The sequence below is a fragment of the Faecalibacterium sp. BCRC 81149 genome, assembly GCF_022750605.1.
GTDB lineage: Bacteria > Bacillota > Clostridia > Oscillospirales > Ruminococcaceae > Faecalibacterium > Faecalibacterium duncaniae.
On record NZ_QXJA01000016.1, the window covers coordinates 25,917 to 47,062 of the forward strand.

General features: G+C 51.3%; 27 protein-coding genes, 1 pseudogene and 1 riboswitch. Of the genes and pseudogenes, 16 read left to right on the forward strand and 12 right to left on the reverse strand.

The genetic code is table 11. From position 1 onward, the window contains the following. Nucleotides 1–34: 34 nt before the first annotated feature. The 3 genes from D3F01_RS13795 (at nt 35) to trxB (ending at nt 2,388) form a co-directional block, all read left to right on the forward strand. A complete protein-coding gene (locus D3F01_RS13795; RefSeq protein WP_242889290.1) occupies nt 35–898 on the forward strand; it encodes a nitroreductase family protein in 864 nt (287 codons plus the stop codon). Between the two features lie 222 nt (nt 899–1,120). Continuing rightward, nucleotides 1,121–1,444, forward strand: coding sequence for a thioredoxin (trxA, locus tag D3F01_RS13800; protein WP_112146291.1), 324 nt, complete (start codon nt 1,121–1,123; stop codon nt 1,442–1,444). A 14-nt stretch (nt 1,445–1,458) separates the two neighbouring features. Beyond that, a complete protein-coding gene (trxB, locus tag D3F01_RS13805) occupies nt 1,459–2,388 on the forward strand; it encodes a thioredoxin-disulfide reductase (protein WP_242889291.1) in 930 nt (309 codons plus the stop codon). A gap of 311 nt (nt 2,389–2,699) precedes the next feature. On the opposite strand, the gene D3F01_RS13810 is transcribed toward trxB, so the two are convergent. Then, nucleotides 2,700–3,395 carry a Crp/Fnr family transcriptional regulator gene (locus D3F01_RS13810; RefSeq protein ID WP_242889292.1) on the reverse strand — a complete coding sequence of 232 codons (696 nt, stop codon included), beginning with the start codon at nt 3,393–3,395 and terminating at the stop codon, nt 2,700–2,702. A 103-nt stretch (nt 3,396–3,498) separates the two neighbouring features. On the opposite strand from D3F01_RS13810, the pseudogene D3F01_RS13815 reads away from it, so the two are divergent. From D3F01_RS13815 to D3F01_RS13830, 4 genes and pseudogenes are all read left to right on the forward strand, one after another. Continuing rightward, a pseudogene (locus D3F01_RS13815) lies at nt 3,499–3,606 on the forward strand (ferredoxin); the annotation flags it as partial. A gap of 94 nt (nt 3,607–3,700) precedes the next feature. Then, nucleotides 3,701–3,958 (forward strand): DUF2249 domain-containing protein, encoded by a 258-nt coding sequence (locus D3F01_RS13820; RefSeq protein WP_242889293.1) that lies wholly within the window; start codon nt 3,701–3,703, stop codon nt 3,956–3,958. 4 nt (nt 3,959–3,962) lie between these two features. Next, complete coding sequence (locus tag D3F01_RS13825; protein ID WP_242889295.1) at nt 3,963–4,655, forward strand: DUF2249 domain-containing protein; 693 nt, start codon at nt 3,963–3,965, stop codon at nt 4,653–4,655. A 19-nt stretch (nt 4,656–4,674) separates the two neighbouring features. After that, nucleotides 4,675–5,856: an MBL fold metallo-hydrolase gene (locus D3F01_RS13830; protein ID WP_242889297.1), complete on the forward strand. Its 1,182-nt coding sequence runs from the start codon at nt 4,675–4,677 to the stop codon at nt 5,854–5,856. Nucleotides 5,857–6,174: 318 nt separating this feature from the next. Here D3F01_RS13830 and D3F01_RS13835 read toward each other — a convergent pair whose 3' ends face one another. Beyond that, entirely contained in the window at nt 6,175–6,324 is a 150-nt protein-coding gene (locus D3F01_RS13835) for a hypothetical protein (RefSeq protein ID WP_341354749.1), read from the reverse strand. Nucleotides 6,325–6,386: 62 nt separating this feature from the next. Between D3F01_RS13835 and D3F01_RS13840 the strand changes: the two genes are divergently transcribed. Continuing rightward, nucleotides 6,387–6,677, forward strand: coding sequence for a 23S rRNA methyltransferase (locus D3F01_RS13840; protein WP_242889299.1), 291 nt, complete (start codon nt 6,387–6,389; stop codon nt 6,675–6,677). 62 nt (nt 6,678–6,739) lie between these two features. Here D3F01_RS13840 and D3F01_RS13845 read toward each other — a convergent pair whose 3' ends face one another. From D3F01_RS13845 to D3F01_RS13875, 7 genes are all read right to left on the reverse strand, one after another. Beyond that, nucleotides 6,740–7,192, reverse strand: coding sequence for a low molecular weight protein-tyrosine-phosphatase (locus D3F01_RS13845; protein ID WP_005944118.1), 453 nt, complete (start codon nt 7,190–7,192; stop codon nt 6,740–6,742). Next, on the reverse strand, nt 7,189–7,605 hold the full coding sequence (locus tag D3F01_RS13850; protein ID WP_242889301.1) for a response regulator transcription factor: 417 nt from the start codon (nt 7,603–7,605) through the stop codon (nt 7,189–7,191). The genes D3F01_RS13845 and D3F01_RS13850 overlap by 4 nt, the downstream gene beginning before the upstream one ends. A 20-nt stretch (nt 7,606–7,625) precedes the next feature. Next, nucleotides 7,626–8,102 carry a 6,7-dimethyl-8-ribityllumazine synthase gene (gene ribE, locus D3F01_RS13855; RefSeq protein ID WP_097781396.1) on the reverse strand — a complete coding sequence of 159 codons (477 nt, stop codon included), beginning with the start codon at nt 8,100–8,102 and terminating at the stop codon, nt 7,626–7,628. Nucleotides 8,103–8,123: 21 nt separating this feature from the next. Beyond that, complete coding sequence (locus D3F01_RS13860) at nt 8,124–9,320, reverse strand: bifunctional 3,4-dihydroxy-2-butanone-4-phosphate synthase/GTP cyclohydrolase II (RefSeq protein ID WP_242889307.1); 1,197 nt, start codon at nt 9,318–9,320, stop codon at nt 8,124–8,126. A 12-nt stretch (nt 9,321–9,332) separates the two neighbouring features. After that, on the reverse strand, nt 9,333–9,974 hold the full coding sequence (locus tag D3F01_RS13865; RefSeq protein WP_242889308.1) for a riboflavin synthase: 642 nt from the start codon (nt 9,972–9,974) through the stop codon (nt 9,333–9,335). Then, nucleotides 9,938–11,062, reverse strand: coding sequence for a bifunctional diaminohydroxyphosphoribosylaminopyrimidine deaminase/5-amino-6-(5-phosphoribosylamino)uracil reductase RibD (ribD, locus tag D3F01_RS13870; protein ID WP_242889309.1), 1,125 nt, complete (start codon nt 11,060–11,062; stop codon nt 9,938–9,940). Before ribD ends, D3F01_RS13865 begins: the two co-directional genes overlap by 37 nt. Before the next feature lie 151 nt (nt 11,063–11,213). After that, nucleotides 11,214–11,328: riboswitch (FMN riboswitch) on the reverse strand. Between the two features lie 18 nt (nt 11,329–11,346). Further along, entirely contained in the window at nt 11,347–11,976 is a 630-nt protein-coding gene (locus D3F01_RS13875) for a rhodanese-like domain-containing protein (RefSeq protein ID WP_242889310.1), read from the reverse strand. 196 nt (nt 11,977–12,172) lie between these two features. Here D3F01_RS13875 and D3F01_RS13880 point away from each other — a divergent pair, with 196 nt between their 5' ends. Next, the gene (locus tag D3F01_RS13880; RefSeq protein ID WP_223384177.1) at nt 12,173–12,358 is read left to right on the forward strand and encodes a hypothetical protein; all 186 of its coding nucleotides are present in this window, start codon (nt 12,173–12,175) and stop codon (nt 12,356–12,358) included. Next, nucleotides 12,345–12,857: a ferritin gene (locus tag D3F01_RS13885; RefSeq protein ID WP_097771446.1), complete on the forward strand. Its 513-nt coding sequence runs from the start codon at nt 12,345–12,347 to the stop codon at nt 12,855–12,857. The genes D3F01_RS13880 and D3F01_RS13885 overlap by 14 nt, the downstream gene beginning before the upstream one ends. A 177-nt stretch (nt 12,858–13,034) precedes the next feature. On the opposite strand, the gene D3F01_RS13890 is transcribed toward D3F01_RS13885, so the two are convergent. Continuing rightward, nucleotides 13,035–14,372 carry an FMN-binding protein gene (locus D3F01_RS13890; protein WP_242889311.1) on the reverse strand — a complete coding sequence of 446 codons (1,338 nt, stop codon included), beginning with the start codon at nt 14,370–14,372 and terminating at the stop codon, nt 13,035–13,037. Nucleotides 14,373–15,046: 674 nt separating this feature from the next. Here D3F01_RS13890 and D3F01_RS13895 point away from each other — a divergent pair. From D3F01_RS13895 to D3F01_RS13920, 6 genes are all read left to right on the forward strand, one after another. Further along, nucleotides 15,047–15,580, forward strand: a complete 534-nt coding sequence (locus tag D3F01_RS13895; protein WP_242889312.1) for a sigma-70 family RNA polymerase sigma factor — start codon at nt 15,047–15,049, stop codon at nt 15,578–15,580. Further along, the gene (locus D3F01_RS13900; RefSeq protein WP_097778725.1) at nt 15,573–16,262 is read left to right on the forward strand and encodes a DUF4367 domain-containing protein; all 690 of its coding nucleotides are present in this window, start codon (nt 15,573–15,575) and stop codon (nt 16,260–16,262) included. The genes D3F01_RS13895 and D3F01_RS13900 overlap by 8 nt, the downstream gene beginning before the upstream one ends. Nucleotides 16,263–16,443: 181 nt before the next feature. Beyond that, the gene (locus D3F01_RS13905; RefSeq protein ID WP_242889313.1) at nt 16,444–16,917 is read left to right on the forward strand and encodes a hypothetical protein; all 474 of its coding nucleotides are present in this window, start codon (nt 16,444–16,446) and stop codon (nt 16,915–16,917) included. A 246-nt stretch (nt 16,918–17,163) separates the two neighbouring features. Continuing rightward, nucleotides 17,164–17,619: a hypothetical protein gene (locus D3F01_RS13910; RefSeq protein ID WP_154256099.1), complete on the forward strand. Its 456-nt coding sequence runs from the start codon at nt 17,164–17,166 to the stop codon at nt 17,617–17,619. Nucleotides 17,620–18,303: 684 nt separating this feature from the next. Continuing rightward, on the forward strand, nt 18,304–18,510 hold the full coding sequence (locus tag D3F01_RS13915) for a hypothetical protein (RefSeq protein WP_005946665.1): 207 nt from the start codon (nt 18,304–18,306) through the stop codon (nt 18,508–18,510). 160 nt (nt 18,511–18,670) lie between these two features. Further along, nucleotides 18,671–19,132, forward strand: coding sequence for an SMI1/KNR4 family protein (locus tag D3F01_RS13920; RefSeq protein ID WP_242889314.1), 462 nt, complete (start codon nt 18,671–18,673; stop codon nt 19,130–19,132). 262 nt (nt 19,133–19,394) lie between these two features. On the opposite strand, the gene D3F01_RS13925 is transcribed toward D3F01_RS13920, so the two are convergent. Next, nucleotides 19,395–20,783: a relaxase/mobilization nuclease domain-containing protein gene (locus tag D3F01_RS13925; protein ID WP_242889315.1), complete on the reverse strand. Its 1,389-nt coding sequence runs from the start codon at nt 20,781–20,783 to the stop codon at nt 19,395–19,397. A 61-nt stretch (nt 20,784–20,844) separates the two neighbouring features. Beyond that, nucleotides 20,845–21,123, reverse strand: coding sequence for a hypothetical protein (locus D3F01_RS13930; RefSeq protein WP_117528341.1), 279 nt, complete (start codon nt 21,121–21,123; stop codon nt 20,845–20,847). Nucleotides 21,124–21,146 lie beyond the last annotated feature (23 nt).

Consider the following 21,146-nt stretch of genomic DNA (forward strand, 5'->3'; position numbering starts at 1 on the left):
GAAAACCAAAGACATCAGAATAGGAGATACTACTATGAATTACAGCGCTATGATCCAATATCGCAGATCCGTTCACGCATTCCGCGAAAAGGAAGTTCCGAGCGAGGCTATCGGCCAGCTCCGATCCTACTATGAAAAGACCTGCCCCCGTCTTGTCCCGGAGATTGCAACGGAGTTGATCGTCTTGGACAAGGATGCACAGCCGGCGCTGGAGAGCTCAGCGGGCTATAATCAATTTCTCATCGGAGCACCGCACTACCTGCTCCTTATGTCTGCCCCGCATTCCTATGCGGCCATCAACGCCGGCTACATGATGGAAGATCTCGTCCTCAAGCTGACTGAGTTGGACATTGACACCTGCTGGATGACCTTCACCGACAGCGACAAAATCAAAAAGGCACTGTCTCTCGCCACCCCGTTAGAGGTGGCGGCAATCGTTGCATTTGGCTACGGGGAAAAGACCGCAAAAAAGCTGCGGCTGAATATCCTAAGTATGTCTCAGATCGATGTGCGGGCCGAGCAGCAGTACTACGCGCCCAAAAAGGGCGTGCACGATTTGGTTCACATGGGGAGCTGGAGCAACAAGTCTGGGCTTGACGAGATGATGGACTTCTACGACGATATGCTCTGGCAGTCCTTCTACGCCGCTTCGCTCTCCCCCAGCTATCTCAACCGTCAGCCCTATGGCTTCCTTGTGCAGGATCACAGCATCTATTTGGTGCAGCAGGAGGATGCCTACACCGATAATTTGGATGCCGCATTGGATCTCGGTATTGTCATGCTCCACTTCTCCGCCGTCGCCTCCCAGTGGGTGGGGCAGGTACGCTGGGAACTTTCACCTGCTGCTCCCGACGGCCTGCCGGAAGGACTTCGCTCCGCTGCGGTGTACCACATGTAACGACTCTGGGGGAAGCAAGGCAACGGTAAAATGCGCGACCGTCGATCCGCGGTTGAGCGTATGTTTCGTTAGAAAAGAAGAACCTATCCGTCAGAGTCTGAGTAAGGAAAATAGGAGGTATATTTTATATGGCTACCGTCATCTCAGGTTGAGGTCACAATGTGGTGTGGGGCGAGACCGGAGTCTTGAGAATACCCAAACAAAGGAAAGGAGCTGACAGATATGGCAGCTATGAATATGAATCAGGAGCAGTTTAAGCAGTTGATCCGGGAGGAAAAGCCTGTTTTGGTGGATTTCTGGGCGCCCTGGTGCAGCTATTGCCGGAGGATCGGCCCTGCGTATGAGAAGATTGGAGAGGAATACGCGGACAGCCTTGCTGTCGGCAAGATCAATATTGACGAGGAGCCGCAGCTGGCGGGGGCCGAGGGGATCGAGGACATCCCAACTCTGGTGCTGTACCGGAACGGAAAGGCCGTGGATTCCATCATCGCGCCCGGCTCAAAGGCAGAGATCGACCGTTTCATTCAGGAAGCCTTGGCGAAATAACGGAGGGTTCAGATATGAACAGCAATCATGTTTATGATATGCTCGTGGTGGGCGGCGGACCGGGCGGCTACACCGCCGCCCTGTACGCGGCACGGGCGGGGCTGGACACCATCGTGCTGGAAAAACTGTCCGCCGGTGGGCAGATGGCCCTGACCGAGCAGATCGACAACTATCCCGGCTTTGAGGACGGGATCGACGGCTTCTCTCTGGCGGAGAAGATGCAAAAGCAGGCGGAGCGCTTCGGGGCACGCAGCGAATACGCAGAAGTCCTCCGCATGGATCTGACGGCGGTTCCCAAGCTCGTGGAGACCAGCGAGGGGATCTTCCTGGGGAAAACCGTGGTGCTGGCCACCGGTGCGAACCCCAGAACGCTGGGCGTGGCCAGAGAGTCGGAACTGGTGGGCCGAGGCGTGGCCTACTGCGCCGCCTGCGACGGGATGTTTTACAAGGGCAAAACGGTGGTCGTGGTGGGCGGCGGCAATTCCGCCGCGGCAGATGCCCTCCTTCTCAGCCGCGTGGCGAAAAAAGTGATCCTCGTCCACCGCAGAGACACCCTGCGGGCCACCAAGATCTATCACGAGCCGCTGACACAGGCCGAAAACGTGGAATTCCGTTGGAACAGCGTCGTTTCCGCACTGCTTTCTGGGGACAGGCTGACCGGCGTCCGCCTGCGGGACACCGTCACCGGTGAGGAAAGCGTGGTGGACTGCGACGGCGTATTTGTCAGCGTGGGCCGACAGCCCGCCACGGCGCTGGCGGTGGGTCAACTGGAGCTGGACGGCGGCGGCTATATCGTGGCCGGAGAGACCACGGAAACCAGTATTCCCGGCGTTTACGCCGTGGGCGACGTGCGGACGAAGCCCCTCCGTCAGGTGGTCACCGCCGTGGCGGACGGCGCGGTGGCAGTTCACATGGCGGAGAAATATATCGCGGAAAACCGATAAGGGAGGTAGATTGAAAAAGCCATGTTTAAGGTCAGGCCGGATACGACCGCAGTGGGGATGCCGACATATCTGCAAGGCAAACTGCCAGAGTGATGGCAGATAAGAAACCCATGTAAGATCGGGAGATATGTTGTCTCTCCATATCCAGTCCACGCAACAGTAAGCAACTGAACACAAAACACAGCCACAGATGTACTCTGCGGCTGTGTTTTTTTTTTGCGTAGTATAGCAGCTTCTTCCATCTGCAAAACCCCGACGCTCCGTGGCTGACGGGGTTATCCGCACTTGCCAATACGCCCAAAGAGGGCTCCTTAACGCGCAGAAGGAAAGGGACGGTCAGTCTCCGGCGTTTTGAGAAGGAAATGGTTTTTGTGAAAGTCGAGCAGGCCCTCATCCCGCATTTTTCCAAGCTCTACAGACAGCCCGCTGCGATCCACACCGAGGTAATCCGCAAGCTGCTGCCTTGAAAACGGAATGTCGAACTCATAGACGCTGCGCCGCTGTGCCTCGGCGGAAAAATAGGACATCAGCTTTGCACGCGTCGTGCGCTGGGCCATGTGGGTGAGCTTTTCATTGAGCCGCAGGTTCTTCTCTGCCAGTTCGTCCAGCAGGTTGCGGATGATCCGGCTGTGGTGGGAGCAGGCGGAGGGGCACACGCTCAAAACGCGCCTTATATGCAGAAACATCACCGTCACCGCGCTCTCCGCCTCTACGCTCACGTTCAACACCGCTCCCGGCGCGCAGGCGAATACCTCCGCGAAGGTCTGCCCCGGCCCGGTCTTGGAGAGGATGTTGCGGTTTCCCCAGATATCCTCCTGCACGATGAGGGTGCTGCCCGCCAGCACGAGACCCACCTCCTCCACCTGCTCCCCGGCGCGGAGCAGGCGTGAGCCTTTGGGGAAGGTGTCGATCCTCGCCCCAAGGTAGGAGAGCATGACGGCAAGCTCATCGTCGGAAATGCCGGAGAAAAGCGCCGCCGTATGAAGTACCGGAAAAAATTCTTTCATAAAAAGTTCTCTTTCGTTGAAAATTCAACTGACTTGTTGCTCTTAGTATAGTACAATGAACGCACAAAAGCAACAGGAGGATCGAACATGAAACGACGGATCATTGAAATCGATCAGGATAAACGCCCCGTATTTTGACGGCGCACGGCTCCTGATTGCCGCCGACTGCACCGCCTACGCCTACGCCGCTTTCCACGAGCGGTTCATCAAGTGACACATCACCCTGGTGGGCTGTCCTAAGCTGGACGGCGTGGGTAAGGATTCCTTCGAAGAGGCGTGAGCTTTCTGCAAGAGAGGCAAAGACTATGAGTTATGAAAACTGGAAGGACAAAATCGGCACATTTGAAATGATGGACGTGCGGGGCAAAAAGATGGACTTCTTCCCCGCATTGAAGGCAAAGGCTGCCGCGCTGAAAAACGGCGAAGGACTGCATATCATCCAGACCTTCGAACCTGTCCCCCTGTACCCGGTGCTGGCCCTTATGGGCTTTGAGCATCACACGGAGAAGGTGAGCGGCAGCGAATATCACATCTGGTTTTATCGAGTGAAGAAAGGAGAATAACCGCATGAGCTACGAAAACTGGAAGAATAAGGCGCAGGGGTTTCAGACCGTGGATGTGCGCCATATACAGGGCAGCTTCTTTGAAGGGCTGAAGAAAAGAGCCGAGGCGTTGGAGGTGGGCGAAGGATTACACATCGTCCAGACCTTTGAGCCGCATCCACTGTACGCTGTCATGGAGGGCTTGGGCTACGAGCACCACACCGAGCGGCGGAGTGAGGCGGAGTTCCATGTCTGGTTCTGCCGTGTGGAGAAGAAGGAAGGCGACAGCTCCGCTCCCTTCAAGCCGCTGGCTCTTTTGAACTATCCCATGATCGATGAAAAGCTGGGGCAGATCGCCGTGGATTTTTGGGAGACCACATGGCAGAGCGAGAAGCGCGTACTGCCCTACGAAACGCGGCTGCTGCTGTCCCTGACCAACGCTGTCGGTGCGGGCCGGATGAGGCAGGCGGCGCGGGAGCTGGTAAAGGCATATATCCACGGTGTGGAGAGCGCCGCGTTGGACGACGTGTTCGAGCTGCTGGCATGGAATCAGGGCATCGGCTTTTTCAGCAGCGAGATCGGCCCCTCGGCGCTGTTTCAGGCGTACAAGCTCATTAAAAACGGTGAGAAGCAGGGCAAGTCCCGGGAGGATATCTGCAGTGCGCTGCGCGAGAAATTCGGGGAGAAGAACCCAGAGATGCAGGTCTTGAACAGATGATAAGGAGTTGTTTTGTATTATGACCATTCAAACGGTAACAGATGCCATCCGCTATGTAGGGGTGGATGATAACACATTGGCACTCTTTGAAAACCAGTACCCCGTCCAGCCTATGGGAGTGAGCTACAACTCCTATGTCATTCTGGACGAGAAAATCGCCGTGATGGACAGCGTGGACGCACGGGCGGCGGAGGAATGGCTTTCCAATGTAGCGCAGGTGTTGGAGGGGCGCAACCCCGACTATCTTGTGGTCACACACATGGAGCCGGATCATTCCGGCAGCCTCATGCGGCTGGCACAAAAGTACCCGGAGATGAAGATCGTGGGAAACGCGAAAACATTTACCCTGATCAAGCAGTTCTTCGGCACAGGTGTATTGTCGGAAGACCGTATGCTGGAGGTTGGCGAAAGAGATACGCTTTCCTTGGGTTTGCACCGGCTGCGCTTTCTGCTGGCGCCGATGGTACACTGGCCGGAGGTGATGGCAGCGTATGAAGAGGAGGAAAAGATCCTGTTCTCGGCGGATGCCTTCGGACGCTTCGGTTCACTGGAACGGACTGCCCGTGCCCCCTGGGCGCCGCAGGCCCGGCGGTATTATTACAACATCGTCGGAAAGTATGGCGCACAGGTGCAGGCGCTGCTGAAAAAAATCTCCGCGCTGGAGATCAAAACGATCTGCCCGCTCCATGGCCCCATGCTCACAGAAGACTTGGGGGAGTATCTGCGGCTCTATGATCTCTGGTCACAATGGAAACCGGAAGAACCGGAGGGCATCCTGATCGTCCACGCGTCCATCCATGGAAATACCGCATACGCATCGGAGGCCCTCAAGAGCAAGCTGGAGGGAAAAGGTGCGCAAGTCACCATGTGCGATCTGACGGCAACGGACCTTTCCTATGCCGTGACCAGCGCATTCTACTGTGGGAAACTGGTGTTGGCCTGCGCCACCTATGACGGAGGACTGTTTCCGCCCATGAAGGAGTTTTTGGATCATTTACAGACAAAGGGATTCCGAAACCGCCGGGTTGGCCTTATTGAAAACGGCTCTTGGGCACCTGCTGCCGCGCGGCTGATGCGCACCAAATTGGAGGAGATGAAGGATATCCACCTTTACGAAACGGTAGTGTCTCTGCGTGGTGCATTGAACCAAACCAGCGAAGCGCAGATGGACGCTCTGGTGGCTGAGCTCTGCGCGGAGTAGGCGGCAAGTCTGGCTTCGTCCGGCCGCCCGATGCCTCAAAAGCAAAACATCGTCGCTGATTTATTTAGACAACAATATGTCGTTGAGTGATGCCGAAGCTTTGAAGATGGATCGAAGCGCAGCCGCAGAGAATATCTGCGGTTGCGCTTTTTGCATTTTGACCATGGTGCAAACGGATGGCTTTGACCGTTACCCTCGATTTCTAAGGAGACACGAAGTGTGCTACATGGAAGCGTATCATAGATCTGCTCCATAGCCACGCCCTCACTGCGCCAGCGTTTCCCGGATAGCCGCCGTCCAAGCCCTCCCGGGTCTCCACTATTCCTGCCTTTTCAGCACCGCCTGCACCCGGCGGACGCGGGTGGGATTGGTGCAGATGTTCTCCGCCAGCGCTTCGCTGCTGAGGGAGCGTCCACTGTGGCTCAGGCAGACCAGCGCATGGACGGCCAGATTAAAAGAACTGTCCACAATCATCCCTCCTTCACAAGCTCGTAGGGCCAGTCGATGACACCGCCGAGACGGTATGCGCTTTGTCCAAACTAGATGTCTACCAGAAGATCACGGTAGACCTGAAGATGGATGAGTTGGACGTGACTGCTGTGGAGAACAAGGCTACCTATGAAGAGATCCGGGAGTACGTCAAGGAGCACACCGGTCTGAACGTGAGCAACCTCTATATTGCACAGGTCAAGCGCAAGTGCGGCATCAAGGAGCGGCAGAACTACAACAAGCCTAAGGCTGAGAACCCCAAGCAGCTCAAGTGCCCGCCGGAGAAGGAAAAAGCCATCCGGGAGGCACTGAAGTATTTTAAGATGATTTGAAATAAAAAAAGAGACGGATGTCTGTCAACTGGCAGACATCCGTCCGTTTTTATGATAATCTGTTATGATCGCAGTTCCTCAAGCAATGCCGTGCATCCTTCCAGTATATCCTGCCATGTGGCTTCAAAATCTCCCGTGAACCATGGGTCTGCCACTTCACGGGGATGATCTGTATGCGCCATCAGCAGCGAGACTTTATGCTGTGGGTCTCCGCCGACAAGCCGCAGGATGTCGCACAGATTACTTTCGTCCATGCCAATCAGATGATCATACCGTGCATAATCCAGCCGGGTCATCTGCCGGGCGGTCTTGCCGTTGCAGTCGATGCCATGTTCTGCCAGCTTCTGCCGTGCAGGAGGATAGACCGGATTTCCGATTTCCCATGCACTGGTGGCGGCTGATGCGATTTCAAATTGCTCGGATAGTCCTGCCTTGGACGTAAGGTCTTTCATCACATACTCCGCCATCGGGCTTCGGCAGATATTTCCGAGACAAATAAATAAGATCCTGGTCATGCCGGGTCGTTCTCCTTTTGGCTTACAAAAGCATAGCCGCCGTGGGTAGTGCGGATAAAGCTGCCGCAGCCGGCCAGCTTCTTTCGCAGATTGGAAACGGTATTTGCCACGACCTTTAAGGTGTCGTCACAGTTTTGTCCCCACACAGCACGGAAAAGCTCTTCTTTTGAGAAGATTTGTCCTTCGTGGGAGGCAAGCATCAGCAGCAAATCGAACTCCAGTCGTGTAAGGGAGACTTTTCTGCCGTTGCACGACACTTCGTGGGTCGTTCCGTCCAGTGTAAGCCCCGGAAGAACCAACTTCTCCCATGAATCAATGGATATTTGCTCTGCCTCGATGTGCTCTCGTTCCAGAAGCATCCGGATCTTCTGCTCTAATTCCGGGTCAGGCTGGCGGGTCTTTATAACGATCATGGTAAACTCCTGCGTGTATTTTACTCTGCGGCGGTATCCATTTCCCGGAGCAGGTTTACCATCTCGATGGCACTGACTGCACAGTCATAGCCTTTATTACCTGCTTTGGTGCCTGCCCGCTCGATGGCCTGTTCGATGTTTTCGGTGGTCAGAACACCAAAGAGGACGGGAACCCCGCTTTCCAGCGAGACCGTGGCAATGCCTTTGGAAACCTCATTGCACACATAGTCGTAATGGCTGGTAGAACCGCGAATCACGGCACCAAGGCAGATCACAGCATCATACTTTCCGCTTTTTGCCATTTTAGAGGCAACCAGTGGGATCTCAAAAGCGCCCGGAACCCATGCAACATGAATATCAGCGTCCTGCACATCGTGCCGGAGCAGACCATCCATTGCTCCGCTCAGAAGTTTGGACGTGATAAATTCGTTGAAGCGGGCAGCTACGATACCGACCTTGATGTTCTGAGAAACCAGCTTACCTTCAAATGTTTTCATTTTTAAATACCTCTTTCGTTGTTAATATTCCAGAAGATGTCCCATCCGTGCCTGCTTCGTTTTCAGGTAAAACAGGTCATACGGGGTCGCCGTCATCTGAATGGGTACGCGCTCGGAGATCTCCAGCCCAAACTCGGAGAGCTGATATACTTTGTCCGGGTTATTGGTAAGCAGGCGCAGGCTTTTTACGCCAAGTTCCCGGAGGATCTGTGCGCCGAGATAATACTCCCGTTCATCTCCATGGAACCCCAGAGCGAGATTGGCTTCCAGCGTATCCATGCCCTGCTCCTGAAGTTCATAGGCACGCAGCTTGTTGATCAGACCGATGCCTCGGCCTTCCTGCCGCATATAGAGCAGGATACCCCGGCCTTCTTTTTCGATCTGCGTCATGGCAGCGGCCAGCTGCTGGCCGCAGTCACAACGCAAAGAGCCAAATGTATCTCCTGTCAGGCATTCCGAGTGGACGCGGCACAGAATATCCTTTCCATCGCCAATCTCACCTTTTACCAGTGCAATGTGATGCTCTCCGTTCAGGCGGCTCACAAAACCATAAGCTCTGAAGGTGCCATACTTGGTGGGCAGGTTCACCGCCGTCACCTGATCGACCAGTTTATCGTGACACTTGCGGTACTCCTGTAAATCACGGATGGTGATGAATTTGATCTGGAAACGCTCTGCCAGCTTTGCCAGTTCAGCGGTGCGCATCATCGTGCCATCCTCCCGCATGATCTCGCAGCACAGGCCGCATTCTTTCAGCCCTGCCAGACGGCACAGGTCAACGGTTGCTTCCGTGTGACCGTTGCGCTCCAACACACCGTTCTTTTTTGCCAGAAGGGGGAACATATGACCCGGTCTGCGGAAATCTTCTGCTTTTGCGTGATCGTCCACACAAGCCATCGCCGTAATGGAACGCTCTGCGGCAGAAATGCCCGTAGAAGTAGAAACGTGGTCGATGGACACCGTAAATGCCGTTTCATGGTTGTCGGTGTTATGCTGCACCATCTGCGGGAATTGCAGCTTCTGGACGAAAGCCTCGGACATCGGCATACAGATCAGACCTTTGCCGTGGGTCGCCATAAAGTTGACGTTTTCGGTGGTGGCAAATTCGGCAGCACAGATGAAGTCCCCCTCGTTTTCACGGTCGGGGTCATCCGTTACCAGAATGATTTTTCCTCGCTTCAGGTCTTGCAAAGCTTCGGGAATGGTATTGAAGTTCATCGTAAACTCTCCTTAAAAGCCGCAGCGCAGCAGCATTTCTTTTGTGAGCGTGTTTTGCTTCGGTGCTTCTGATGGAAGCAGCCTCTCGATATATTTTCCAACAACATCGGTTTCCAAATTGACAAAATCCCCTTTGTGCCGTTGGTTCAGGTTCGTCTGACGGACGGTGTGCGGTATCGTGGACACGGAAAAGCCCGTAGGTTCCACCGCAGCCACGGTCAGGCTGATACCATCTATTGTGATAGAGCCTTTTTCAACGACATAGCGAAGGATCGCAGGATCCCCATGAATGGTGTACCAGATGGCCGTATCGTCTTTTCGGATATTAGCAATGCGTCCGACGCCATCCACATGGCCTGCTACGATGTGTCCGCCAAAACGTCCGTTGGCCGGCATGGCACGTTCCAGATTGACAGCACTTCCAACGGTGAGCTGTGCAAGTGCAGAGCGGTTCAAGGTCTCGTGCATGACATCCGCAGCAAAGCTATCCGGGAAGAGCTGCCTGACGGTCAGACAGATGCCGTTGACGGCGATGCTGTCGCCGATCCTGGTTCCTTCCAGAACCGTTTTTGCACGAACAGTCAGTACGGCGGAATGCTGTCCCCGATTGATGGATTTTATTGTTCCGACTTCTTCCACGATTCCGGTAAACACGGGTACTCCACCTCACTTTCGATCAGGAAATCTTTGCCAAGCTGTTCCAATCGGCTGTTCTTCAGGCGGAATGCAGCATCCGGAAGCGGGACACCTGCACCCTCAATGGGTGCTTTGGCATCCCTTCCTCCGAACAGCTTCGGGGCAATGTAAGCCTGTACCTGCTGCACGATGCCGCTTTCCAGTGCAGACCAGTTCAAGGTTCCGCCGCCTTCCAGCAGAATGCTGTCGATCTGCTCCTGCCCCAGCTGTTCCATCAGTTGCAGAAGATTCACATGACCGCAATGCGCTTTCAGACAAAGGACCCGGCACCCGGCCTGTTGATATGCCGCCTGCTTCTCCGGGTCGCCGCAGCAGGTCGCAAGAATGGTCGGAACCTGTTTGGCGGTCATGACCACCTGTGATTGCAGCGGTGTCCGCAAATGTGTATCACAGATGATCCGGACGGGATCACGGCCACCCTCTATCCGGCAGGTCAGCAGCGGGTCATCTGCCAGGATGGTTCCGACTCCCACCATAATGCCGCGGAATCGGTGTCGCTGCCGTTGAACATGATTCCGGGCAATTTCCCCGGTGATCCATTTGGAAGCGCCTGTGTATGTGGCGATTTTTCCGTCCATCGTCATGGCGTATTTCATGGAAACGAAGGGGCGTTTTGTGGTGATATAGTGGAAGAACACCTTGTTCAGCGCATCGCATTCCTCTTGCAGAACATTTTCGATCACATCTATGCCATGTGCACGCAGGAACGCAATTCCTTTTCCAGCCACCAGCGGATTCGGGTCAGCAGAACCCACGACCACCCGGTGAATGCCCGCGTCCAGAATCGCATCCACGCAGGGCGGCTGCTTTCCGTAATGGCAGCACGGCTCCAATGTCACATACAGGGTCGCTCCCTGCGGATCTTCGGTGCAGGATGCCAGCGCATTGCGCTCCGCATGAGCCTGACCGTATCTCTGGTGCCAGCCCTGTCCGATGGTCCTGCACTCTTTTACGACCACGGCACCCACCATCGGGTTGGGAGATGTCCATCCGCAACCCTTTTTTGCAAGCTGCAAAGCCAGACGCATATAATCTTCGTCGTTCATCGTGTCGCCTCCAAAAGAAAAAGCCCTGAACAAAAACGTTCAGGGCAAGCCGAAAAGACACAAGGGACTCTTGTGCAAAAAAGAAAGCTCCAGAATGCAAACGCATCCCAGAGCAGCCTCCACAAGCACAGAACCGTGCGGGCTCTGCGCTTGGTATCTTCTTTCATCCAGACTGTACTGTCGGCTTCGGAGTTTCACCGAATCATGCCTTACGGCTCGTGGGCTGTACCACCGGTAGGGAATCACACCCTGCCCTGAAGATTTCTGATTCAATTACAGCGGCATTATAGCACGGCTCCTTTCGGATTGCAAGGGCATTCTGCAAACCGGGACGAAACCGGGATGAAGCGAATCGCTACAACAATAAAATCACATCGTCCGTAGGACAATGTGAACGGAGAATCCAAAGGGGCGCGGGTCGCCAGTGGCGACCTCAAAATGCGTTGCATTTTGAAGCGCTTGACCGAGCCGACAGGCGAGAGCAGCGCCCTTTGGCACACGACTTTGCTTGCAAAGTCTATTCCGAACAAGACGGTACGAATGGGAGGTGCTGGAGATGGCAGCAGAAAAGACCAAGGTCTACACATGAAGGTAGATACCACCGCCATTGAGCAGGAGATCGCCGCCTTATCGGGCAGCGTCTCGGGCATTTCGCTCCCGATGCTCTCGTTGGGCACAAGGACGGCGTTTTCAATATGCCCGCCATCGTATTCCTCCCGGGTGCGGACATCCACCACCACGATCTCCTGCGAGATCATCATCTCATAGGCTTCCTCGGCGCTGATCTTATGATACGCCGCCTTGCCGGGAGCGTCCTCCTCTGTCGGCACCGGCTTGTTCTTGGTTCCCCCGCAGCTCACCAGAAGCAGTGCAAGCACGGCGGCAAGTGCCGCGAAAAGCAATATCTGACGCATAATCAACCTCCAATGCAACTGTGTTTACTGCTGATGCAGTTTATATTGAAATATAACAGATACAGTTAAAACTGTTAAGGTACTTCGAGGCAGCTTTTGGAGCACAAGCCCTTTGTGGTTGTTGACAGAGAAAAAAATATAGGTATAATAAAAGCAAAATAATAAGACTCATTCTTGCATTTAGAGGGTTGGCGGTATGCCAAAATACGCAGAGGAGATATTGGCCGCCGTAACGGAGCTGCAGCAGCATCCCAAGGCGGAGCAGGTGTTCCTGGAGATGAAAAGGGAGCATCCCAGCATCGCTCTGGGTACGGTATATCTGCCCCCCTGCCGGGAGCAGGAAAAAGACAATCTTATGGAGGAGAAGTATTATGAACGCTAACGTATCTAAGCTGCTCAACGAGCAGATCAATAAGGAGTTCTACTCCGCCTATCTGTATCTGGACTTTGCCAACTACTACGCCGCCGTCGGACTGGACGGCTTTGAGAACTGGTACCGGGTACAGGCGCAGGAGGAACGGGATCACGCCATGCTGTTTTATCAGTATTTGCAGAATAACGGCGAGGGCGTCACCTTTGAGGCTATCGCAAAGCCGGAGTGGGAGCGAGTCGATCACATGACCCCGCTGAAAAAGGCACTGGAGCACGAGAAGCTGGTCACCGCCAGCATCGATGCCATCTACGCCGCCGCACACGAGGTCAGGGACTTCCGTACCATGCAGACGCTGGACTGGTTCATCAAGGAACAGGGCGAGGAGGAGAAGAACGCCGCCGACCTCATTACCAAGATGGAGCTGTTCGGCGGTGACAGCAAGGGGCTGTATATGCTAAACAGCGAGCTGAAGGCACGGGTCTACACCGCGCCCTCGCTGGTGCTGTAAGCCCCGCGCGTCTGCGGGCTTTCGCATCAGGCAAAAGGCAGACTGCATACAGGTGGCCTGCCTTTTCTTCCACCAGACGGTTAGATTATGCTAACTGCGTATAATAAATAAGCAACGCCCGCCGGGAGGTCTCCCGGCGGGCGCTGCTGTGTTCAGAGGAACGTTATTTTTCTTGCCTTACTTTGCGGCATCCACCAGCACACCAACGTAGTCGGCAGTATCCACCAGCGTGGCACCGGAAACGGCGTCCACAGCCTTTTCATCTTTGCTCAGAGCCTCGGCGTCGGCAATGCTCATGCCGTTCACGTGGTTCTGGATGGCGTCGTAGTTGGCATCCAGCGAAACGGTGGAACCAGCCTTTTCTGCCATCATCTTGCTGTAGTAATCGGCGTTGACCCGCTTGGACATCAACACCTTGCCCTCGGCGTAGCCTGCGCCGAAGTCAGAATCGGAGTTGGGCACACCGACGACCCCGGCGTCCGAACCGGCAAACTGGAACTCGTCAATGTAGCTCAGCACGATGGTGTCCCCGGCGGTGGCGACAGCGCCGGAGGTGAAGCACTTGGTGCCGTGTGCGGCCCCATAGACCACATTCAGCTTCAGGTCCTCGGAGCTGCCGTTGAACTCCACGGCCTGCGTGGTCTGGGCGTTTTTGGCGGCATCCACGATGGCAGAGAGATAACCGGCGGTATCCACCAGCGTTGCGCCGGAGACGGCATCCACAGCCTCGGCACCCTTGGCGGCTACATCCTCCAGCTCGGAGATGGTCTTGCCGACGGCAAAGTTCTGGATGGCGTCGAAGTTTGCATCCAGAGCGACCGTGGAGCCGCCCTTTTCAGCCATCATCTTGCTGTAATAATCGGCGTTGGCCCGCTTGGACATCAGCACCTTGCCCTCGGCGTAGCCTGCGGCAAAGTCGGAGTCGGAGTTGGGCACGGCGGTCACGCCTGCATCGGTGCTGGTGAACTGAAAATCGTCGAGGTAGGCGGCGAGGATGACGTCATCCTTCACCACAGCCACCGCTTCGGTGAAGCACTTGGTGCCGTGGGCGGCAGCATAGGCCTGACCGATCTGGATGCCGCCTTCCACCGGGACGATGGCGGCGGGCTCAGCGGGGGCTGCGGCAGCAGAGTCGGCGGGGGCTTCTTCGGCCAGCTCCACACCCAGTGCGGCGGCAACGGCCTTCCGGACGGCCTTGGTGGTCACCGTGGCACCGGCAACGCCGTCGATGGCGGGGCCGTTGGCGGCCACGACCTGCTTGGACAGCTCTTCCAGTGCAGCGCCGCCGATGCTCTCGGTCTCCTGTGCGCCTTCCAGCTTGCAGTCGGTAACGGTGCCGTTGGCATCCACGGTCAGGGTGGCGGTGACAGCACCGCCAAAGCCTTCGGCAGAGCCGGTCTTAGTCACACCAGCGGCGGTGGAGCTGCTGCCGCCGCCGCAGGCGGCCAGAGAGACGCCAACAACGAGGCTCATGGCCACGGCAGCGCTCAGTTTGCGGATGATCTCCTGTTTCATGGGTCTTTCCTCCAGAGAAAAATCGGTTTGTGTTCGGTCCCCAGAAAAGGTCATATCTTTTCAAGGATGTTTACAAAAGATAACATATTTTGTGAGATGCTGTCAAGAGATTTTAGCACATACTTCGCGAAGAATGATAAATTGGTGTCAATTTGTGACGCTGACGGTATACGAAGCGAACGGACGGTCTACGCTGTTAGTAATTCCTGAATGGAAACCAAGCAAGCAGTTTTGCCACTTTCAGCCCCAGTTAGTACTTCAATATTACTATGTTTTGGAAATCGGCACAACCATATAACCGTCTGTGATGAAACAATTTCTTTATTTCATCGATGACATTGTACCAGCAAGCAGGGCTTTTGTCTATACAAACGCCATTTTTGCGTTGCAAAATGCTTGTTGGGCTGTGCCCAATCCCCTTCATTCTGCACCGTTCCGATGCAGGCTGCGCGTTTTTTCAAAACGCTTCTATTTATATAAGGTAGAGTTTTAAGACAGTTGCGCTCTGCAATTTTGATGGAGACATCTCAAGCCAAACGAACAGCCAGCAACGGCCTCAACGGTAAGTGAGGTCATGATGCTGGCTGTTCTTCGTTCAAAACGGAAAACATTCGACATTTTCGCTGGCTCATGGTACACTACATCCAATCGTTGCGAATCCGTTGGAGGTGATTGTGTTGCTTTCCCTGTACTTAGCTGTTCTTGACAATCAAAGCAAAGAAGAACAATTTATAGATGTATATAATACCTACAAACGGCTGGTCTACCATACCGCTTACAAAATTATGGGCGATTCGTATCTGGCAGAAGATGTGCTGCAAGAGGTGTTTTTATACGTCGCTAAAAATTTTTCTAAAATTCATCGAGAAAACTGTCACGAACTCGCCGCTTATCTCGTTAGTTGTAGTAGAAGCCGTGCTTGCGATATGCTTCGCAAGCAGCGAGAAGAACCGCTGGAGGAAGTCCCGGACGCACAAGATGACGCCCCGGTGCCGGATGATGCAGTAGTCAGCACCGATAACATCCAACACCTGACAGAACTGATTGGGCAGATGAAACCGATGTACCGTGATCCTCTGCGTCTTTTGGCAATGGGCTATACCAACCGGGAGATTGCCGAATCGCTTGGACTGACGGATGAAGTGGTTCGGATGCGGCTTTTCCGTGGAAGAAAACTATTGTGGAAGGAGCTGAACAGCCGTGAGTGAGCGGACAGAGATCTCTTTTGATGCAGCTTTGATGATGGCGCTCCGTGCAGATGCACAGAAAGAACTGGACGAGCTGCCAACTCCAGCACAGCTTAAGGAACGCTACCCGGACACTTCCCGATGGGATGCCCGCCTGCAAGCGGCGTTGCATAAACGCCGCCCTGTGCTGAAACGAGTGCTTGTTGCAGCCATGACGCTGGTAATTTTAACTCTCGGCGCACTTGCAGTAAGCGCAGACTTCCGCAAGGCAGTCTACACGATGATTCAGAAGTTCCTGCCCATTGAGATGCAGCTGACGTATCAAGTGGACGGCGAACCGTTGGAACGATTACCGGATGGATACAGCGATCATTATGTGCCGGACGGCTTTGAAATGGACGATGCGCAGAAATTTGAACGAGCAGAAAACTTTTTACATGTTTACTCGTCAAAAGAAACAGAGGAAAGCTACACTGTCCGTTGTTCAATTATCCAGCCGGGGCAGCAGTCCCTATTTGATAATGAGCATACAGTGTACGAAACCGTAAAGGTCGGAGAAGCAGATGCAACTTTGGGAACGAGTGCAAGCGAAAACGGAGACACCGTTTATATTTTAAGCTGGGAGCAAGGAGGCGTTTCAAACACGATTATGGGAAACATTTCACGAGATGAGATTATGAAAATTGCTGAAAACGTATTTTAATATGAAACTCCATGCTATTTGTTAGAATCAACAAATAACATGGAGTTTCTTTGTATAAGCGTACAAACATAACGAAAAGCAGAGATTTTTTCAAAAAAGCTGTCACAAACATAAGGCGAGCTACGTTGACTAAGCAAAAGCTCCTATTAGGAGCAAAAGATTGGAGGTGTATTGTCTATTTATGATGAGAAAAAAAGAAAAAGTAATCACAATGACTGTGACCTTGATTTTGGTGGTCATACTGATTTGTATAAAAGTCACTCACTTTGTGATAATAGAACGTCCATTGAAACAATGCAGGATAGTATCAGCATACCATCTTACAGTAGACACTAATGGTGCTCAAATTGACCAGTCTTGGCTATTTGAAAAGGATGACCTGACATATATAGATATTGCCAAAACTTTTGAGCAGACATATTTTGTCACTGATTATGCTGGTGGTTCTGGTGATAGCGGTGCACTCAATGAACTCACGATAGCTTTTGGTGAAACAATGGACGAAATGCCAGATATTCGCATAACGGTTTCTGAAAATGGCTACATTCAAATCAATGGTAAAAGAGCATATCCGCTTTCTCTTAAATATGCAGGCAAGAGGCTTTACGTACATCTTTTGGGGTGCTTACAGGATGGAGCCGATCTGCAGCAATAAGAATGACTAAGCAGAAGTTCCTGTGGAAGGTAAATGCATAAAAATTTGCATGGAGGTGATTCCGATGCAGGATAAAAGTGAATCTTAAAAATAAATAGCTATTATGATGGACGGAGCGAAACCATTACTGGAAACACCAGCAGATAATGTAAGGAGATTCTTTTATGAAAAATATTACTAGAAAAACTTTTTTGAAATCGGAAATAATCCTACCATTACATTTGCTCTAAATAAATGAGGCCGTCAATGAAAGCAAGGATTGTTCGTTATGGTTTTATAGGTGTCGTTGCAGTGCTTATAATTCTATGTGGAATGAAATTTAGCAATATGTACAAAGATTACCAAAAGCTTCAATTCAACCAAGAACAGATCGATACACAAGTATCTGTTTTGATGTCCATGCTTTTTTCAGACTTGTACTATTCCGACCCTATTGATTTGGGCGAGACCAAAGAGCATGCAGATGAACTTAGCGTTTTGCTTCAAGTAACATCCTATGATGAAATTCCTCATTTTAACGATATTGCCAACAAATTGATTGAAATATCGAAGAATGTTGAGTCACGTCCGGCATTTAGTGAACAGACAATTGAACTGTTTCAAAGTTTTATTTACAATCTTGGAAAACCTCTTTCCGATGATATAGATACGTTGAGTACATCTCTATATGAATCGATAATGTCAGAGAGCGTTGAAGGATAGGACTATACTCTAAGTTGGGAATATCAGGGGATTACACATACCGTTATGTGAAACATTCCATACGATGAGATTATGAAAATTGCGGAAGGTATCCGTTAAGAAAGCCGGACACTTGTGAGAGTACACAAATGTCCGGCTTTCTTTTTGTCTGAACTTACAAAGATGGAAAATTTGAAAAAATTTCTCCTGAAAATTGAAACGAAGCGAATGCGAATTGCGTTGATTATACAAAGGCTCTTGTTAGGAGCAAAAAAACGGAGGTGTATAAATGACTTTTTTAATTGTTTGTGTGGTGGCATCTATAATTTGGGGTGCTATCTTAATATGTAAAATAGTCGATGTGATACATATTACAGATGTTAATAAATTATCAGAATGTAAAATTATCCTTGTTGTTAGCATGAGTGGTCTAACTTTATCATGGTGGCTGTTTTTCATGGATTTAATAAATATTATAGGGTATTAAGTGAAGTTCATCTATGGAGACATTGACGAATATCGCGATTTGAATGGACGATATAATACAGCCAGTGGCGCTACTGATGACTTTGACATTGATAGCGGACTGAAGAAAGTCAATATTGGCTGGACTAGTGCTTCTGTCTCAACGGTAAGGGGTGGTACACTTGCGTTACCGGCATCGATTAACACGATTGAACTAAACTAAAGGATTCATTAATCAAAATGACGAAAGAAGAAATCATTTCCATGCTATCAAAGGAATTGAACAGTGAATGGACAAATGGAGTCACATGTTTGATGGTGGAAAATTCCGATAGCTATATTCCAGTAATAGTTCATCACAATAAAAATGAACTTATTGTTGAAGTAGGAGAACAAGACAAGAAGATTTACCGCATCGGACGAAATGAGCTAAATAAAACATCTTAGTCATCACCAAAAAAATCATTGAAATCAGTCACAATTTGACGCATAAAGCCCTTGAAATATGGTGGGAAAAGTGTGAATAGCAATTTGATTCCCCTTCCAAAAGCAACTCACACTCAATTTACTACATGGTGGGCACAATATTAAAAAGAGGTAGCCTGGAATGAATGGTTTAGATAAAGTTATAGAGCATCTGAATCATGCGCATTTAGATGCTCTATTAAATCCACCAGCCGATGATATGATATTGGAACATTTAAAAAAAGAAATGGGACATATTCCAGCTGATTATATTGAATTTCTGAAGCGATGTAATGGACTGACGCTCTATCACAGCGGAGACTATTGTTTATTTGATGCTCAGGAAATTCTTTCGTTCCATTTTAGTAATGATAACTTATTATGTCGGTCGGCATGGAAAATTGGATATTGGATGGGATATGATATTGTCATTAACGTGGATGACATAGAAAAAGAGTATCTTTATGCGGGGGACTGTTGCTCAACAGATGAATTTGTATGTGTTGGAAATATACTGAATTTCATTGAAGAAATTGTTAAAAATGGAGGTGATCCTTACTGGACAATCGACGAAAATCAGTACAGAGATTTTTCAAAAAAATAATTTCAAAGTCAAATACTTTCGCCAGTTGATCCGATACCGGACGAAAGATGGTATTGCCCGGATTGTGGGAACTTAAATGATTCTTACGAACTTTTGCAAAAACTGTGGAAAAGTCCGATAAATGAATAAGGCAATATAAGAAGTTATTTGCCATCCGTTAAGTATTTTGAATTGGTAATGGTTATAAGATGATTCGCTAAAAAGCAAAAATCCGCCGAGGACTCCTCCCGAAAAAACGGGAAGGATCCTCGGCGGATTTCGTTTATCGTGCTTGTTCTTTTTCGGTTGTACTTTTTTCCTCTGCAAAGAACATCTCTACATTTTTCTGAGCTTTCATCAACTCCTGCATCTCATCTCGTGCCTTACGATAGTCCGGGTATGCTTCTTTCTTCTTTTTCAGAAGTTCAGCGTATTCGATGCTCAAGTCCTTAGCCTTTGGCAGCTTTTTCAATCCAGCTTCATCAAAAGCAGTTTTTGCAGCCTTATGCAGCGTGATTTCTTCCCGGTGGGCTTCCAGAAATCTCTTACTATACCCGGCTTTGCGGTAGGCATCATAGACCGGGCGTGTCCGGGCATAATTAACGATGTGCGTTCGCAGAACAGCAATCTCGGCCATGCGCGTTTCTGCTGCCTTGATTGAATCGCCTAGTTCATGATAGCGAGCAGTAGCAGCATCTATACGCTCCTGCATTTCCTCAATGCTTCCGATTTTGTTCTCCTGTAAGAAAATCAGCGTTTTGGACATTTCTTTCAGATTATATCGCTTTGCCCAGCGAGCATACCCCATGCTCTTTCCCTCGGCCAGCTTTGCCTGAATGTCCACCAGCATCTGAAACTTTTGTTCCGGTACGATGCGCTTCTGCTTCTGCCGGGGATGGTGTTCGGCTTCCCCAGAGATAACAGCTTTCAGTTCTTCTTCACTATATCCTGCGCCCAAAGTGCGGAACCGGATGAATCGTTTCTGCCGTGTGCCTTTGACGGAGGTGTATTTCCCTCGCTTGACCTCGTATCCCTGCTGCTCCAGCTTTTGCAGAAAATCTTCGTAGTCTTTGGGTTTTTCCGCCAGAATGTTGTCGATCACGCCGCATAGACAGTCACGATTGCTTTCTTTGGGCGGGTAGAGTGTGCGCTTCTGCCGCTCCCGATAGGGTTTTATCTCAATGACGGAAAGCTGATGCTCTAAGCAGATCAGATCGCTCAACCGTTGCACAGCCAGCCCGGACAATAAAAAATCCCGGAATTTCCGGGTGCTGTCCAACGCAGTGGAGTTGTAGATAATGTGATTATGAATGTGTTCCCGGTCCGTGTGGGTTGCAACGATAAACGCATACTTGCCTTTGGTGAAACGCATTGCCAGCTCATAACCCACCTTGTTGGCTTCTTCGGCGGTGATCTCGCCGGGTTTGAACGACTGCCGGATCTGATAGGCAATCACGTCACTTTTTTGTCTGCGCCCAGTGACAAGTTCATACTGCCGTTTGGACAGCATAAATTCTTCATCCACCGTCAAAGGACTGCATTCGTAACTGCTGACCAGTTCGCCCTGCTGTGTCTTGTCCGGGTTCTGGGCGTAATCCGTGCGGCTTTTCAGGCAGGCCGCAACGGATTTCCCCTTGTTTTTGTGCAGCGCGATCAGCCGTGTCGCGGCCATCTTAAATCACCCCCATAAAAGAAAAAGCCGCCCGAAGGCGGCAAAAGATTGAAAATATTCCTCACAGTTCTGCAAGCCATTCACTGAAACGCCCGATGCCCTCGGTGATGGCAGTTGCACCGAAAAAGAGGATGAAGCAGATGAACTCGGCCACCAGCAGGATAAAGAACTGATTCCAAGTCTGACGGTAAGCAGTGTAGATGCCGCAGCCGAAGATGTAGAGCATCAGCGGAGCAACTACATAGCTGGACAGGGTTAGCAGCCACCTTGCCATCAGAGCTAGAAAGGCCACAAAGAGAGAAATCGGGAAAAGAACCATTTTCTTCAGCATAGACATCATATCAAGCACTTCCTTTCTGTTCG